Raw genomic sequence first — 15,640 nt, forward strand, 5'->3', positions numbered from 1 at the left:
CCCTTCAGCTCAGTAGCTCGGAAAGCTGTTTGGCGGCCTCGACCACCGCGTCTTTTCCGCGCATCACCACGTCTTCCCGGTGCGAGATGAGGTTGATGCACGTGGGCGGGGAGGGCGCCGGGCGGCGCACCCCGACGGCCAGGCCGTAGGTATTCGGTTCGATCTCACCGTAGGTCGTCACCCAACCGCGTTCGCGCGCACGGGAAACCAGCTCGCGTTCGCCCGGCCGCGGAGGCATGCAGGCGAGCAGGGCGATCCCGGCGGCACCGCGCTCCAGCGGGTATCGACTGCCTTCGTGGAAGGAAAGCTGGTAGGCGACGTGGCTGGGCACGATCACCGCGATCGCCACCTGCTGGTCGCCTTCGGCGATGAGCAGGGACACCGTCGTGCCGAGCTCGTCGGCCAGGGCACGCAGCGTCGGCAGGCTGACCTGGCGCACGTTGCGGTCGAAGCAGGCGCCGAGCACCGCCAGGCCGGCGGCAGGCCGGTAGCGGCCGTCGTCTCCCTTGGCCAACAACCGGAATTCGGCCAACGTCGTCAGCAACCGATACGCGATGGTGCGGTGCACCCCGACCTGGTCGGCGAGCTGTTGCACCGTCAGTCCACCCGGGGAATCCGCCACCACCTGCAGCGCGGTCAGCCCCCTGGCCAGGGTCTGCGAACCGGTATTGGACCCCGTCACGGCCTTGACAGACCTTCCCCCGAGAGCCAAGCTCTATATATAACGCACATCAGTGTGCGATATTAGCACACATACGCCCAAAACGAGGACGAGATTTCCCCGATCTGGAGGCCGGAGAGCACCGTGGCGGAGTTCGAGAGCATCTGGAGCGATCTCCAGGGCGTCGCGTTCGAGCAGGGCTACCTCGACGCCGGAGGGATACGGACCCGCTACCTGCGCGCGGGTGATCCCGGCAAACCGGTGCTGGTGCTGCTGCACGGATCCGGCGGGCACGCCGAGGCCTACGTGCGCAACCTCGGCGCGCACGCCGAGCACTTCTGGACCTGGTCGATCGACATGCTGGGCCACGGTTACACCGACAAGCCGGGGCATCCACTCGAAGTCGCCCATTATGTCGAGCACCTGATGGCCGTGCTGCGCACCATCGGCGTGAACCGCGCCTACCTCAGCGGCGAATCGCTCGGGGGCTGGGTGGCCGCGCGCGCCGCGGTCGACCACCCGGATGTGGTCGAGCGACTGGTGCTCAACACCGCCGGCGGTTCGCAGGCCGATCCCGTGGTGATGCAACGGATCATCACACTGTCCATGGCGGCCGCTGAGGACCCGACCTGGGAAACGGTGCAGGCGCGCATCAAATGGCTGATGGCCGACAAGTCCAAGGGTTACGACGATTTGGTCGCCAGCCGCCGGTGGGTGTATCGCCAACCGGGATTCGTCTCGGCCATGAGCGACATCATGGCGTTGCAGGATCCCGAGATTCGCGCGCGCAACATCCTCGGCCCGGACGAGTACGGGTCCATCATCGCTCCGACGCTGGTGCTGTGGACCAGTGACGACCCGACCGCCGACGTGACGGAGGGGCGGCGCATGGCCTCGATGATCCCGGATGCGCGCTTCGAGGTGATGCCCGGCTGCGGTCATTGGCCGCAGTACGAGGACGCCAAGACCTTCAACCGGCTGCATCTCGACTTCCTGCTGGACCGATGATGGTCGCCGCGGGGCAGGAGGTTCCTGACATCGAGACCGACGTCCTCGTGGTGGGCGCGGGCCCGGTCGGCCTGACCCTCGCCAACATCCTTGGCCTGCAAGGTATCCGGACGATAGTGGTCGACGAGCGGAACAGCCTCATCGACTACCCCCGCGGCGTGGGACTGGATGACGAGGCGCTGCGCACCTTCCAGTCGATCGGGCTTGCCGAACGGGTGCTGCCGCACACCGTGCCCAACCAGATACTGCGGTTCGTCGATGCCAAGCGCCGAGTGCTCGCCGAAATGGCGCCGCCGGACGCACGTTTCGGCTGGCCGAAGCGGAATGGCTTCGTGCAACCGCTCGTCGATGCTGAATTACTCTCCGGCCTGGACAGATTTGAGCACGTCCGGGTGTGGTGGGGACGTCCGATGACGGCATGCCGGGAAGGCGCCGACGGGGTGACGGTCGAACTCGGCGGCGGCGCGGGCAACGACGGCGACAGTTCGCGGGTGCGGGCGAGCTATGTGGTCGGGAGCGACGGCGGCCGCAGCATGACCCGCCGGGTGATGGGCGTATCGTTCGACGGCACCACGTCGTCGACGCGCTGGCTGGTGGTCGACGTCGCCAACGACCCGCTGGGGCACCCGAACAGCGAGGTCGGCGCCGACCCCGAACGCCCGTACGCCTCGATCTCGATCGCTCACGGAATTCGCCGCTTCGAGTTCATGATTCATGCCGACGAGACCGATGAGCAGGCCGAAGATCCGGCCTTCCTGACGCAGATGCTGGCGCGGATGGTGCCCCACCCCGAGCGTGTCGACGTAATCCGGCGCCGGGTCTATACCCACCACTCGCGGATCGCCGGCGCGTTCCGCCAGGGCCGGCTGCTGCTCGCCGGGGACGCCGCCCACCTGATGCCGGTGTGGCAGGGGCAGGGCTACAACAGCGGGATCCGGGATGCGGCGAACCTGGGCTGGAAGCTCGCCGCGGTGGTGAGCGGTCGCGCCGACGAGAAGCTGCTGGACACCTATGACGTGGAACGCCGCAAGCACGCCCGAGCGATGATCGACCTGTCCACCATGGTGGGCCGGGTCATCTCGCCGACCAACCGCAGGGTTGCGACCGCACGAGACCTCCTGGTGCGCTCGGCGTCAATCGTGCCGTCACTCAAGCGATATGTGCTGGAAATGCGGTTCAAGCCGATGCCGCGCTACGAGCACGGGGCCGTCGTGCACGCGGCGTCCGGCCGCGCCGACTCACCGGTGGGAACGCTGTTCATCCAGCCGCGCGTCGACACCCGGGATCGCCAGGACGTATTGCTCGACGACGTGCTCGGGTCGTGGTTCGCAGTGCTGTGCTGGAACAACAACCCCCGCAAGATTCTCGGGGAGGCGGCGTTCGAGGACTGGAAAGCCTTGGGCGCCAGATTCTTCACGCTCCGGCCGGTGACCCAGCTGCACTGGGCCGGACACGACGACCCCGATGTCATGGTGGTGGGCGATCGGCACGGTGGGCTGAAGTCCTGGTTCGACACGCACTGCGAGTCGGTGCTATTCCTGCGCCCCGACCGCTGCATCGCAGGGGCGTGCATCGCTCAACGCGCACCCGACCTGAGCGCCGCACTGCTCGACGCCCTCACCCTCACGCCGCGAGGGGGTGATCCGCAAAGTGGTACTGGCTCTGTGCTGTATGTCGCACAGCCCGCTCCTGAATCTTCCGGGGCCGTCGCAGGCCCTGCTTGAAGACATCGGCGGCGCGATCGCCGAGGCGCGGGACTTCGTCGAAGAATACGACCCCGAACTGGTGGTCAGCTTCTCTCCGGATCACTACAACGGCTTCTTCTACAAGGTGATGCCACCCTTTTGCATCGGCACCAGCGCCTGCGGGGTGGGCGACTACGGCACCCACGCCGGCCCGCTGAACGTGCCGGAAACCCTTGCCGCCGAGTGCGTGCAGGCGGTCCTCGACGCGGGCGTCGACATCGCGGTATCGGCCAGCATGGACGTGGACCACGGCACGGTCCAGCCGCTGGAGAAGCTCTTCGGTGACGCCACCGCGCGCCCGGTGATACCGATCTTCGTCAACGCCATCGGTGTGCCGCTGGGCCCGATGAGTCGCTGCCGCGCGCTGGGTGCCGCCGTCGGCGACTTCCTGTGCACCCTCGACAAGCGGGTTCTCATTCTGGGATCGGGCGGGCTCTCGCACAGCCCGCCGGTGCCGACCCTGGCCACCGCGCCCGCGCCGGTGCTGGAGCGGATCGTGCACGGCCGGCCCATGACACCCGAGCAGCGGCAGGCGCGGCAGGCCGCAGTCATCGACGCGGCAAGGGGTTTCGCCGCGGGCGACAGCGAGCTGCAGGCACTCAACCCGTCGTGGGACCGCCGCTTCCTGGACATCGTCGACCGAGGTCGGCTGAGCGAATTGGACGGGTGGTCGAGTTCATTTGTGGCCCAAGAGGGCGGCAGCTCCGCGCAGGAAATCCGCACCTGGGTGGCGGCGTTCGCGGCGCTGGACGCCGCGGGCCCCTACGAGACCACCAAGCGTTACTACCAACCCGCGCCCGAACTGATCGCCGGTTTCGCCATCCGAACGGCGGTTCCGGCATGACGGCCGCGCTGGACGGCTTCGACCACGTTGTCGACGTGCTCATCGTCGGGTCCGGCGGCGGTGGCATGACGGCCGCGCTGACGGCGCAGGCCGCCGGGCTTGACGCGCTGGTGATCGAAAAGTCCCCGCACTTCGGGGGTTCCACCGCGCTGTCGGGCGGCGGCATCTGGGTGCCCGGGGCCCCCGCCCAGCGTCGGGAAGGATACGTACCCGCGCCCGAAGCCGTCGTGGAATACCTACTGCGGATCACCGACGGCCTGGTGAGCGAAGCGCGGATACGGCAGTACGTCGAGGCCGCCCCGCAGATGCTGCAGTTTCTGGAGCAGCTGTCCGGATGGTTCGAATTCGTCTGGAAGCCCGGCTATGCCGACTACTACCCCGAACTGCCCGGCGGCTCCGAACTCGGCAGCACGATCAACGTGCCCGCCATCGACCTTCGCACGTTGGGCCCCGACGAGCAGAAGCTGCTGCAACCGCTGGCCCTCGCCCCGAAGGGAATCTGGCTGGGGCCCAAGGATCTACGCACGTTCTACCGGATCAGGCAGTCATGGGCGGGCAAAGGGGTGCTGCTCAAGTTGATTGCGCGGATGGCCCGGGCGAGGGTGCTCGGCGAGCGGATGGCGGCGATCGGACAGTCGCTGGCCGCGCGGCTCCGGCTGGCGCTGAGGGAACGTGGTGTCCCGCTCTGGCTGGAGTCGCCGATGGCGCGCCTGCTCACCGACGCCGACGGGTCGGTCACCGGCGCGGTGGTGGAACGCGGGGGCACGCCGCAGTGGGTCGGCGCGCGCCGGGGCGTCATCCTGGCGTCGGGCGGATTCGACCACGACCTCGCGTGGCGCAAAGAACTTCTGCCCGAGGTGGACCAGGACTGGAGCTTCGGCAACCCCGCGGCGATGGGCGACGGCATCCGCGCCGGCCAAAAGGTCGGCGCAGCAACGGACCTGCTCGACGAGGCCTGGTGGTTCCCGGCTATTCAGTGGCCGGGCGGGCGTATGCAGTTCATGCTCAACGAACGAATGATGCCCGCGCAGTTCATCGTCAACGGTGCGGGCGAGCGCTTCATCAACGAGGCGGCCCCCTACATGGACTTCGGCCACGCCATGATCGAGGGCCAGAGGTCCGGCGTCACCCATATCCCGTGCTGGCTGATCACCGACCACCGATCGTTCAACCGCTACGTCGTCGCGGGACACCTTCCGATACCCAAGATCCCGGGCGCTCCGGTGCCCACCGGCCGCAAGATCCCCCCGGCCTGGCTGGAATCCGGCGTGGTCAAATCGGCCACGACGTGGGGCGAAATGGCGGCCAAGATCGGCGTGCCCGCCGGCCGGCTCGCCGAAACCGCTCGCCGCTTCAACGAACTCGCCCGCAAGGGCCACGACGACGACTTCAACCGCGGCGACAGCGTGTACGACAACTACTACGGCGACCACACGCTGCCCAACCCGAACCTGTATCCGCTCGGCGATCCGCCGTACTACGCCTTCCGGATCGTGCTCGGGGACCTCGGGACGTCCGGTGGACTGCTGACCGACGAACACGCCCGGGTGCTGCGGGCCGACGGCAGCGCGATTCCCGGGCTGTACGCGGTCGGCAACACCGCCGCGCCGGTGATGGGCCGCAGCTACGCCGGCGCGGGGGCAACTATCGGGCCGGCCATGACCTTCGGCTATGTCGCTGCGAAACACGTTGCGGCCCAAGCAGCCAACCGAGCCCTTAAAACTCATAGGAGGTAACGATGAAAATCTCACTGTTCTACGAATTCGCTCTGCCGCGGCCCTGGGCGCCCGACGACGAGCACGTCCTGCTGCAGGACTGTCTCAACGAGGTCGAGGCCGCCGACAAGGCGGGTTTTTCCACGGTGTGGCTGACCGAGCACCACTTCCTCGAGGAGTACTGCCACTCGACGGCACCGGAGATCTTCCTGGCCGCGGCGAGCCAGCGGACCAAGAACATTCGGCTGGGGTTCGGCATCATGCACCTGCCGCCGGTGGTCAACCACCCGGCGCGGGTGGCTGAGCGCATCGCCACCCTCGACCTGCTCTCCAACGGCCGCGTCGAATTCGGCACCGGCGAGTCGTCCTCGGTCGGTGAGCTCGGCGGCTTCAACATCGATCCCGCCGACAAGCGGGCGCAGTGGGAAGAGGCCCTCGAGGTCTCGATCCGCTGCATGATCGAGGAACCGTTCACCGGCTTCGACGGCGAACACGTCCAGATGCCGGCGCGCAACGTCGTCCCCAAGCCGCTGCAAAAGCCGCACCCCCCGGTCTGGGTCGCCTGCACCCGGCCGGCCAGCGTGCAAATGGCGGCCCAAAAGGCCATCGGCGCATTGAGTTTCGCCTACACCGGTCCCGGGCCGCTGACCGAGCGGGTCAACGGCTACTACAAGGAGTTCGAGGAGAACGGCACCCCGGTCACCCCACGGATCAACCCGAACATCCTGGCCATCGGCGGAGACCTGTCCATGATGGTGGCCAAGACCGACGAGCAGGCCCTGCAGCGGCTCGGACAAGGCGGCGGGTTCTTCTCGTTCGGAATCATGCACTATTACATGACCGGAGTGCACACGCCGGGCCGGACCGGGGTCTGGCAGCGCTATCTCGAAGAGGTGGAAAAAGATCCGACCCTGGCGTACGGGCCCGGTCGCGGTGCCATCGGCTCGCCGGCCACGGTGCGCGAGTTCCTGCGCGGCTACGAGGAAAGTGGCGTCGACGAGATCATCTTGCTACTCAACCCGCGCAGCCACGAGGGCACCATGGAGTCCATCGAGCTGATGGGCAAAGAGGTGCTGCCCGAATTCATCGAGCGGGACGCGAAGGCCGTGGCGGAAAAGGCGAAACGGCTCGAGCCTGTCATCGAAAAGGTGGAGGAGCGACGGCCGAAATCGAGCGCACCGCAGTTCGACGAGAACTACTCGTTCGGCGGACTCCCGACCGGTCGCGGCGGTAAGTTCACCGCCAGCGAGATACCGGAAGCCATGGCCGAGATCAACGAGGGCCGGGTACAGGCCGCCCAGCGCGCAAAGGAACAGCAGAAGTAGTGCCGGTCGGCACCTGAGTCGGAAGAATGTCGGGGCGAGCGTTGCTGGAGATCGACAAGCTGTGGCGCTACGACGGCCGCCGTGCGGTGGTGACCGGATGTGCCTCCGGCATCGGCGAACACGTGGTGCGGCAGCTCACCGGGCTCGGCGCCGAGGTGATCGGCTTGGACAAGCGCCGACCGAATTTCGCGATCGACGAGTTCCGTGAGGTCGACCTGGCCGATCAGGCATCGATCGAGTCGGCCGTCGCCGCGGTCACCGGTCGAGTGGATGCGCTGTTCAACGTTGCGGGCGTGTCGTCGGGGATCGGCGACCCGCCACTGGTCGTGACGATCAACTTCTTGGGCATGCGCGAAGCCACCGAGGCGCTGATTCCGAAGATGGAGGAGGGGTCGTCCATCGTGTGCGTGTCGTCGCTTGCCGCGGCCGGATACCGGGAGCACCTGTCGGAGGTGGCGCCGCTGCTGCACACCGCGACGATGCGGGAGGGCATCGACTGGTGCGCCCGGCATCCCGACGCGCTGGGCGCCGGCTACCAGTTGTCCAAGGAAGCGATCATCCTGTACACCATGCGCAGCGCGACGCCACTGGGCGCACGGGGAATCCGCATCAACTGCACCGGCCCCGGGGTGACCGAGACGCCGATCCTGGACCAGCTGCGCACGGCCTACGGACAGGGCTTTCTGGACGACATCCCCAAGCCGCTGGGGCGCGTCTCCGGTCCCGCCGAGCAAGCCTCGGCACTGCTCTTCCTGAATAGCGATGCCGCCAGCTATATTTCGGGCCAGGTGTTGTGGGTCGACGGCGGAAATGTGGGTGCCGCAATCGCGGGTGAACTCGAGGAAGGGCGTGCTCCGTGGCCAGTGTGACCGACTTTCGCCGGGCCGCCCGCGACGTCAGCAACTGGGGCCGTTGGGGTGATGACGACGAGCTCGGCACGCTGAACTTCATCACCGAGGATAAGGTCGCCCAGGCAGCGAGTCTGGTCCGGCACGGCAAAGTGTTTCCGCTCGGCGTTGACTTCGGCTCGTCGGGGCCGCAGGGCGCCTTCGGTTTTCGCCACAACCCGATCCACGTCATGACGGTGGACGGCGGTGACGCGGACACGCTGGCCCGGTACGGGCCGGACTGGAGCCGCAACCCGACGGCCGCGCAGATGGGCCCGTACTTCGTCGACAACCTGTTTCGGTTCAACGACGACATGATCATCATGCCCTTGCAGGCGGCAACCCAATGGGATGCGCTGTCGCACGTCTACTACGACGACCAGCTCTACAACGGGATCCCGGCGGGCTCGGTGACCAGCCTCGGCGCCCGCCGGTTGGGCATCGAGAAGGTGGACGGCAAGGGCATCACCTCACGCGGCGTGCTGCTGGATCTAGTGCGCCATCGCGGTGCGGAGGTCTTCCTGGAGCACGGAAACCCCATCACCCCAGAGGAATTGGACGATGTCGTTCGCGCGCAGGGCGTAACCATCGGGCGCGGAGACATCCTGCTCATCAAAACCGGCTGGTGGACAAGGTACCTGCAGACGGGAAACAAGACCGAGTGGTACTCCGGCCTGGACTGGCGATGCGCGCAATGGCTGCACGATCACGAGATCGCCGCCGTTGCGTCCGACAACCTGCAAGTCGAAGACCCGCTGTCCGGGATCGACGGCGTGTTCTTGCCCTTCCACCTGTTGACGCTGCGCGACATGGGGCTGATGCTCGGCGAGTACTGGGACCTGACCACACTGGCGGCCGACTGCGCCGCCGACGGGGTGTACGAGTTTCAGCTCATCGCGCCACCGCTGAGATTCGTTGGGGCAGTGGGCTCACCGGTGAACCCGATCGCGATCAAATGATGCGGCGCCAAACCCTCTCGGTGGACGGGCTGACCACCGGCTATCTGGAAGCGGGCGACGGCGACCCGGTGGTGCTGCTGCACGGCGGCGAGTTCGGCGCCGGCGCGGAGCTGGGCTGGGAACGCAACATCGACGCGCTCGCCGCGCGCTATCGGGTGCTGGCGCCCGACCAGTTGGGCTTCGGGGAGTCCGCGAAGGTCATCGACTTCGTCGACGGCCGCGGCATGCGGATCCGGCATGTGGCGCGGTTCTGCGAAACGCTCGGTGTCGGCTCGGCGCACTTTGTCGGCAATTCGATGGGAGCCATCAATCTGCTCACCGACGCCACGTCGGACACACCGCTGCTGCCGGCGCGCAGCCTGGTGATCATCTGCGGCGGCGGCGAGATCCAGCAGAACGAGCACTTCGAAGCGCTGCAGAATTACGACGCGACGCTGCCGGCCATGCGCCGCATCGTCGAAGCCCTGTTCTTCGACGCCCGCTATCCCGCCGACGACGGCTACGTGCGCCGCCGCCACTTGTCGAGCACGGCGCCGGGGGCGTGGGAGGCCATCGCCGCGGCCAGGTTTCGCCGTCCCGGTGCCACGCCGTCGGCGACCCCGTCGACCGCGCGAGCCTACGAACGTATCGGCGTGCCGACGCTGGTCGTCGAAGGGGGAGGGGACAAGCTGCTTCCGCCCGGCTGGGCGGCCGAGATCGCCAAGCAGATCGACGGCGCCCGCTCCGTCGTGGTCGATGCGGCCGGGCACTGTCCCCAGATCGAGCAGCCCTCGGTGGTCAACCAGTTGCTGCTGGATTTCCTCGGCTCGGCCTGAGCGCTCAGAAGGCGTAGTCGAGCCGGGTGATCATCCCGGCCACCTGGTGATAGGTGTTGTGGCAGTGCATCATCCAGGTGCCGGGATTGTCGGCGACCAGAGCGGCGAGAAGCCTCTGCTTGGGCAGCACCATGACGGTGTCCTTGCGCGCACCCGGGCTTCCGTCGGCCCTGATCACCTGGAACGTGTGCCCGTGCAGGTGAATTGGGTGGTACATCATCGTGGTGTTGTCGAAAGTGATGGTGGGCCGTTGCCCCTGGCGCACGTGCAGTGGATTCGTCCCGCCGTAGGGCACCCCGTTGATCATCCAGTTGTACTGCATCATGTTGCCGCCCAGTACCACGGGCAGGTTGAGGTCGGGGTCCGGACGTCCCAGGTTGACCGGCGTTGTGGCCGTGAACATCTCGACGGTGCCCACCCGCTTGGTCAGTTCGCCCGGTTGGAATTGCGGGTCCGGCGCGGCGCCCGCGGCCGTGGCGAACAGCGCGCGCGCCAGGCCGTTCTTGCCTTCGGCGAGCGCGACCAGTGGGAAGACGCCGTCCGCGGCGATCACGGTGACGTCGTAGCGTTCGGCCATCCCGATCAGCAGGGCGTCGACCTGCGCGGGGACCACTGGGTAGCCGTCGGTGTGCGTGACCGTCATCGGGTGGCCGGCCAGCGCGACCCGGAAGGCGGTGTCGGAGGCGGCGTTGATGAAGCGGATCCGGATGTGCTGACCAGGCTTCGCATGAAACGTTGTGGGGGAAGCGGCAATTCGTCCGTTTATCAGATAGTAGGGGTAGGCGATGTCTCCGGCGTCGCCGCCGAGTAGCTCGCTGGTGCCGACGCTGCCGGCGCCGGGCCCCGGCGCGCTCGAGGTCGTGTCAGTCGTCATCTCGGGCGTGGGCCGCGCAGTCTTGTTCGGGTTGTTCAGTTCGCCGTAGAGCTGTTGGGGACTCTTTCCGGCGCCGTCGGTCCAATCGTCGAGGACGACGATCCATTCGGCGTCGTAGTTGCCCTCGGTCGGGTCGTGGACGATGAATGGCAGGTAAAGGCCGGTGTCCTCGTCGAGGCCGGTGTGCGGGTGTGCCCAGTACGTGCCCGAGTTGGGCACGGAGAAGCGGTAGGTGAAGTCGTGGCCGGCCGGGATGTAGGGAGTGGCCGGCTCGGCGCCGTCCATGTCGTTGCGCAGGGCGATCCCGTGCCAGTGCACCGACGTCGGATGATCGAGCCGGTTCGACACCGTGACCGCGACCTCGTCACCGATGCCGGCGCGAAGCACCGGGCCCGGGATGCTGTCGGCGAAGGCCAACGTGCTGACGACCGGCCCGCCCAGGTCGACCCGGACCCGCTGGGGCGCCAGGCTGGCGGTGACGGTGCGGCCGCTGTGCGGCCGCGCGGCCTCGGCCGCGGCGATGGCGGCGGCCATCCGGGCGCCGCCCGACGATTCAGGCTCGGAGTGACCGCACGCCGCCAGCGCCAGGCCGCCGGCGATGCCTGCGGCCATGAAACCGCGCCTGGTGAGCAGGGCTCTGTCGAAGGGAACGCCACTTGCGGGTTGCACGGTGCTCCTCGTCTTCGGCCCACCCCCAACGTTCACGTGCTTGGATGCTAGGCGGAGCGCAACCGCCGCGCTAGACCTCCCGACAATCGCGCGCCGCACCGGCACCGCGGGAGCAGCGCCCGTTTGACGTCAGTGTGGCTGCGCCCGAACGTATGTGGACCGAGCGGCGCTTCATCGGAGTGGCCGCTATCGGGCAGAGCGCGGTGTCTGCGCGGCCAGCCAGTCGCTGAACGTGGTGGGGTAGACGACCGCGTCTTCGTCATCGGTGGGAACGATGCTGCGGTCGTCGAGCACGGCACCAAAATAACGAGCGTCGTTGTCCGTCACCACCGTGCGCGCGTCGTCCGTCGCCGCAAACCGGGTCCGGATGAAGTCATCCATACCTTGCTTTTCCGGACCGGCGATGTTGATCACCCGGTTGGCCGGGTCGCCCGTCGCCGCACGGGTGACCGCCAACGCCACATCCGCGGCGGCGATGGGCTGGAACGCCGCGTGCGGGGCGCGCACCGTATCACCGTCGGCGAACGAATCGGCTATGCCGCCAATGAATTCGAAGAACTGAGTCGCCCGTACGACCGAATACGGCGATCCCGATTCTACGACCACCTCTTCCTGTGCGACCTTGGCTCGCATGTAGCCGCTTTCGGCCGCCCGGTCGGCGCCCACGATCGACAGGACGACGTGATGCCGCACCCCCGCGGCCCGCTCCGCCTCCAGCAGGTTGCGGGTGGACGTGGTGAAGAAGTTCAGGACGTCGTCGTCGGCCCAGGATGGCGAGTTGGACACGTCCACGACCGCATCGACTCCGGCGACGGCGCCGGCAACACCCTCACCGGTCACGGCGTTCACGCCCGTCCGTGGCGATGCCGGGACCGCATCGTGTCCCAGCTCGGTGAGATTGGTGACGACCTGTGAGCCGATCAGCCCGCTACCACCGATTACCAACACCTTCATGATCACGCCCTTCGCGTTTGCTGACCGACCGGCCTTCAGCATGTCGCAGATGTCGACGGGGTGGAACCCCGGGTAGGGCCGGTCATACCGAACTCTGGGGACTACGCCAGGCCCATAGTTAAATCAGTTGGTTGACTTAACGCGGCATCCGCCGATTAACTCGTCGGGTGGTTAACGAATTGGACGGCACGGTCGCCGTCGTCACCGGCGCGGCGTCCGGCATCGGCCGCGGGCTCGCGGAGCGGTTTGTGGCCGAGGGCGCGCAGGTCGTCATCGCCGACATCGAGACCGACCGCGGGGAGGCGCTGGCGGCGTCGCTCGGTCCCGACGCCGCCTTCCGGCAGACGGACGTCTCCGACCCCGAGCAGGTCACGGCGCTGGTGTCCGGTGCCGTCGAGACGTTCGGCGGCCTGCACGTCATGGTGAACAACGCCGGGATTTCCAGCCCGTTGCGCAGGCTGCTCGACGACGATCTCAGCGACTTTCACCGCGTGATGGGAGTCAACGTGCTCGGCGTGATGGCGGGCACCCGGGACGCCGCGCGGCACATGGCCGAACACGGGGGTGGGTCGATCATCAACATCACTTCGATCGGCGGCCTCCAGGCCGGCGGCGGCGTGATGATCTATCGCGCGTCCAAGGCGGCGGTCATCCAATTCACCAAGGCTGCGGCAATTGAGCTGGCCTACCACGAGATTCGGGTCAACGCCATCGCGCCGGGCGGCATCCCGACGCCGATTTTGGGCAAGTCCGCGGCCGGCATGGACCCCGAGCAGCTCCAGGAGTTCGAGGCGCGGATCCGCCAGGGCATGCGCGACGACCGTCCGCTCAAACGCGAGGGCACCCCCGACGACATCGCGGAGGCGGCGCTGTATTTCGCCACCGACCGGTCGCGCTATGTGACCGGGACCGTGCTCCCGGTCGACGGCGGGACGGTGGCGGGCAAGGTGATCAGGTCCCGCAAGCGCACCTGACATCACCGACGGGCCAGACCGCTGGGGATGCTCCAATTTAAATCAATCGCTTGACTTAAACCGCGCGGCGCGGTTGACTGGCCCAATGACCACGGCCGGAAAGACCGTTCGCACGGAGCGGGCCACCTCTACCCAGGAAGCGATCCTGGTGGCTGCCGAGCGCCTGTATGCCGAGCACGGCATGTTCGCGGTGTCCAACCGGCAGGTCAGCGAGGCCGCGGGCCAGGGCAACAACGCCGCCGTCGGCTACCACTTCGGCACCAAGGCCGACCTGGTGCGAGCGATCGAGCACAAGCACCGCGGACCCGTCGAGCAGCTTCGCGAACAGATGGTGTCCGACCTGTTGGCCTCGGGTGATCCCGGCGAATTGCGCTCCTGGGTGGCTTGTTTGGTGCGCCCGCTCACCGATCACCTGGAGCAGCTCGGGAATCCGACCTGGTATGCCCGCTTCGCCGCGCAGGCCATGACGGATCCGGCGTACTACAACATCGTCGTCAAGGGCGCGCTCAGTTCGCCGTCGCTGGTCCAGGTCGTCAACGGCTTCAACCGCTGCCTGCCCAACCTGCCGGCCGACGTGCATTTCGAGCGCAACATCATGGCCCGAAACCTGTTGATGCACACCTGCGCCGACCGTGAACGCGCCTTCGCCGCGGGCACTCTGACATCCCATCGCCCGTGGCGGGCCGCGGCATCCGGGCTCACCGACGCGATCGTGGGCCTTTGGCTGGCGCCCGTCACGCCGTACGAGTGAAGAGTGTGCAGATGAAAGTGATCGTCGACCAGAACATTTGCGCTTCGTCGGGGAACTGCGTCATGAATGCGCCCGAGGTGTTCGACCAGCGCGACGACGACGGCGTCGTCGTCTTGCTCAGCGAGCACCCGACCGGCGATCAGGCCGAAGGCGCGCGCCGCGCCGTCGCGGCGTGCCCGGCTCAAGCGATCCAGATTGAGGAATGAGATGTCGGAGGTTCTGACCAGCAATAGCGCCGGGACGGACGCGGCGATCCCGGAGTATCCGATGGCCCGGGCGGCGGGCTGCCCGTTCGCCCCGCCCCCCGACGTGATGGCGCTGGCCGCGGAGCGACCCCTGTCGCGGGTCCGGATCTGGGACGGCAGCACCCCGTGGCTCATCACGGGCTACGAGCAGTGCCGCGAACTGTTCTCCGATTCCCGGGTGAGCGTCGACGACCGGGTGCCGGGCTTTCCGCACTGGAACGAAGGCATGTTGGCGACGGTGGACAAGCGCCCTCGCTCGGTCTTCACCGCCGACGGCGAGGAGCACACCCGATTTCGGCGGATGCTGTCAAAGCCGTTCACGTTCAAGCGCGTCGAGGGTTTGCGCCAGTCCATCCAGCAGATCACCGACGAGCACATCGGCGCGATGTTGGCCGGCCCGCAGCCCGCCGATATCGTCTCCGCGATCGCGTTGCCGGTGCCGTCCCTGGTGATCAGCCAGCTGCTCGGGGTGCCCTACGGGGACGCCGCGATGTTCCAGCACCACGCGAACATCGGGCTGGCGCGCTACGCCACCGGTGAGGACACCGCCAAGGGCGCGATGAGCCTGCATAAGTATCTGCGTCAGCTGGTGGAAACCAAGATGGAAAACCCGGCCGAAGACGCCGTCTCGGACTTGGCCGAGCGGGTAAAGGCCGGTGAGCTCAGCATCAAGGAAGCCGCGCAGCTGGGTACCGGCTTGCTCATCGCCGGCCACGAGACCACCGCCAACATGATCGGGCTCGGTGTGCTCGCGCTTCTGGTGAACCCCGACCAGCTGGCCGTGATCCGCGATGCCGAAGACCCGAAAATCGTGGCCAGTGCGGTGGAAGAGCTGCTGCGCTACCTCAGCATCATCCAGAACGGCCAACGCCGCGTCGCGCTCGAAGACATCCACATCGCCGGCGAGACGATTCGTGCCGGCGAGGGCATCATCATCGACCTCGCACCGGCCAACTGGGACGCGGACGCGTTCACCGAACCCGAGCGACTCTACGTGCACCGCTCCAACGCGGACCGCAACGTCGCGTTCGGCTATGGCCGGCACCAGTGTGTGGGACAGCAGCTGGCCCGCGCCGAGCTGCAGATCGTGTTCCAGACGCTGGCCCGGCGCATTCCCACCCTGCAACTTGCCATTCCGATCGAGGAGGTGCCGTTCAAGGACGACCGACTCGCCTACGGCGTCTACGAACTGCCGGTGTCCTGGTAGCCCCGAT

The 15,640-nt window shown here is 67.4% G+C and carries 15 protein-coding genes; 12 read left to right on the forward strand and 3 right to left on the reverse strand.

Going from position 1 to position 15,640, the window contains the following annotated elements; translation table 11 throughout:
• Window positions 1–4: 4 nt before the first annotated feature.
• The gene (locus OQ789_RS02025) at window positions 5–682 is read right to left on the reverse strand and encodes an IclR family transcriptional regulator (protein WP_324683100.1); all 678 of its coding nucleotides are present in this window, start codon (window positions 680–682) and stop codon (window positions 5–7) included.
• A 123-nt stretch (window positions 683–805) separates the two neighbouring features.
• On the opposite strand from OQ789_RS02025, the gene OQ789_RS02030 reads away from it, so the two are divergent.
• From OQ789_RS02030 to OQ789_RS02065, 8 genes are read left to right on the forward strand one after another with little or no spacing between them, the layout of a single operon-like run.
• A complete protein-coding gene (locus OQ789_RS02030) occupies window positions 806–1,669 on the forward strand; it encodes an alpha/beta hydrolase (protein ID WP_324683101.1) in 864 nt (287 codons plus the stop codon).
• Window positions 1,669–3,393: a bifunctional 3-(3-hydroxy-phenyl)propionate/3-hydroxycinnamic acid hydroxylase gene (locus OQ789_RS02035; RefSeq protein ID WP_324683355.1), complete on the forward strand. Its 1,725-nt coding sequence runs from the start codon at window positions 1,669–1,671 to the stop codon at window positions 3,391–3,393. The genes OQ789_RS02030 and OQ789_RS02035 overlap by 1 nt, the downstream gene beginning before the upstream one ends.
• Entirely contained in the window at window positions 3,341–4,258 is a 918-nt protein-coding gene (locus tag OQ789_RS02040; RefSeq protein ID WP_324683102.1) for a 3-carboxyethylcatechol 2,3-dioxygenase, read from the forward strand. Before OQ789_RS02035 ends, OQ789_RS02040 begins: the two co-directional genes overlap by 53 nt.
• A gap of 8 nt (window positions 4,259–4,266) precedes the next feature.
• Window positions 4,267–5,994: an FAD-binding protein gene (locus OQ789_RS02045; protein WP_324683357.1), complete on the forward strand. Its 1,728-nt coding sequence runs from the start codon at window positions 4,267–4,269 to the stop codon at window positions 5,992–5,994.
• Between the two features lie 2 nt (window positions 5,995–5,996).
• Complete coding sequence (locus OQ789_RS02050) at window positions 5,997–7,298, forward strand: LLM class flavin-dependent oxidoreductase (protein WP_324683103.1); 1,302 nt, start codon at window positions 5,997–5,999, stop codon at window positions 7,296–7,298.
• Window positions 7,299–7,339: 41 nt separating this feature from the next.
• Window positions 7,340–8,167, forward strand: a complete 828-nt coding sequence (locus OQ789_RS02055; protein ID WP_324683359.1) for a coniferyl-alcohol dehydrogenase — start codon at window positions 7,340–7,342, stop codon at window positions 8,165–8,167.
• Entirely contained in the window at window positions 8,155–9,144 is a 990-nt protein-coding gene (locus tag OQ789_RS02060; RefSeq protein ID WP_324683104.1) for a cyclase family protein, read from the forward strand. Before OQ789_RS02055 ends, OQ789_RS02060 begins: the two co-directional genes overlap by 13 nt.
• Window positions 9,141–9,959: an alpha/beta fold hydrolase gene (locus tag OQ789_RS02065; protein ID WP_324683105.1), complete on the forward strand. Its 819-nt coding sequence runs from the start codon at window positions 9,141–9,143 to the stop codon at window positions 9,957–9,959. Before OQ789_RS02060 ends, OQ789_RS02065 begins: the two co-directional genes overlap by 4 nt.
• A gap of 4 nt (window positions 9,960–9,963) precedes the next feature.
• On the opposite strand, the gene OQ789_RS02070 is transcribed toward OQ789_RS02065, so the two are convergent.
• Complete coding sequence (locus tag OQ789_RS02070; RefSeq protein ID WP_324683361.1) at window positions 9,964–11,445, reverse strand: multicopper oxidase family protein; 1,482 nt, start codon at window positions 11,443–11,445, stop codon at window positions 9,964–9,966.
• A 243-nt stretch (window positions 11,446–11,688) separates the two neighbouring features.
• The gene (locus OQ789_RS02075; protein WP_324683106.1) at window positions 11,689–12,456 is read right to left on the reverse strand and encodes an SDR family oxidoreductase; all 768 of its coding nucleotides are present in this window, start codon (window positions 12,454–12,456) and stop codon (window positions 11,689–11,691) included.
• A gap of 167 nt (window positions 12,457–12,623) precedes the next feature.
• On the opposite strand from OQ789_RS02075, the gene OQ789_RS02080 reads away from it, so the two are divergent.
• The 4 genes from OQ789_RS02080 to OQ789_RS02095 all read left to right on the forward strand — a co-directional run bounded on the left by OQ789_RS02080 (window position 12,624) and on the right by OQ789_RS02095 (window position 15,633).
• On the forward strand, window positions 12,624–13,430 hold the full coding sequence (locus OQ789_RS02080; protein ID WP_324683107.1) for an SDR family oxidoreductase: 807 nt from the start codon (window positions 12,624–12,626) through the stop codon (window positions 13,428–13,430).
• An 85-nt stretch (window positions 13,431–13,515) separates the two neighbouring features.
• On the forward strand, window positions 13,516–14,181 hold the full coding sequence (locus OQ789_RS02085) for a helix-turn-helix domain-containing protein (RefSeq protein ID WP_324683108.1): 666 nt from the start codon (window positions 13,516–13,518) through the stop codon (window positions 14,179–14,181).
• A gap of 11 nt (window positions 14,182–14,192) precedes the next feature.
• Window positions 14,193–14,387 carry a ferredoxin gene (locus tag OQ789_RS02090; RefSeq protein WP_324683109.1) on the forward strand — a complete coding sequence of 65 codons (195 nt, stop codon included), beginning with the start codon at window positions 14,193–14,195 and terminating at the stop codon, window positions 14,385–14,387.
• A 1-nt stretch (window position 14,388) separates the two neighbouring features.
• Window positions 14,389–15,633, forward strand: coding sequence for a cytochrome P450 (locus tag OQ789_RS02095; RefSeq protein WP_324683110.1), 1,245 nt, complete (start codon window positions 14,389–14,391; stop codon window positions 15,631–15,633).
• Window positions 15,634–15,640 lie beyond the last annotated feature (7 nt).

The sequence above is a fragment of the Mycobacterium sp. 94-17 genome (genome assembly GCF_035617725.1).
GTDB lineage: Bacteria > Actinomycetota > Actinomycetes > Mycobacteriales > Mycobacteriaceae > Mycobacterium.

Coding starts and splice junctions, on each gene's coding strand:
- OQ789_RS02035 (WP_324683355.1), top strand. CDS start 1,669: ATGGTCGCCGCGGGGCAGGAGGTTCCTGACATCGAGACCGACGTCCTC.
- OQ789_RS02040 (WP_324683102.1), top strand. CDS start 3,341: ATGTCGCACAGCCCGCTCCTGAATCTTCCGGGGCCGTCGCAGGCCCTG.
- OQ789_RS02050 (WP_324683103.1), top strand. CDS start 5,997: ATGAAAATCTCACTGTTCTACGAATTCGCTCTGCCGCGGCCCTGGGCG.
- OQ789_RS02065 (WP_324683105.1), top strand. CDS start 9,141: ATGATGCGGCGCCAAACCCTCTCGGTGGACGGGCTGACCACCGGCTAT.
- OQ789_RS02070 (WP_324683361.1), bottom strand. CDS start 11,445: ATGGCCGCAGGCATCGCCGGCGGCCTGGCGCTGGCGGCGTGCGGTCAC.
- OQ789_RS02075 (WP_324683106.1), bottom strand. CDS start 12,456: ATGAAGGTGTTGGTAATCGGTGGTAGCGGGCTGATCGGCTCACAGGTC.
- OQ789_RS02085 (WP_324683108.1), top strand. CDS start 13,516: ATGACCACGGCCGGAAAGACCGTTCGCACGGAGCGGGCCACCTCTACC.
- OQ789_RS02090 (WP_324683109.1), top strand. CDS start 14,193: ATGAAAGTGATCGTCGACCAGAACATTTGCGCTTCGTCGGGGAACTGC.
- OQ789_RS02095 (WP_324683110.1), top strand. CDS start 14,389: ATGTCGGAGGTTCTGACCAGCAATAGCGCCGGGACGGACGCGGCGATC.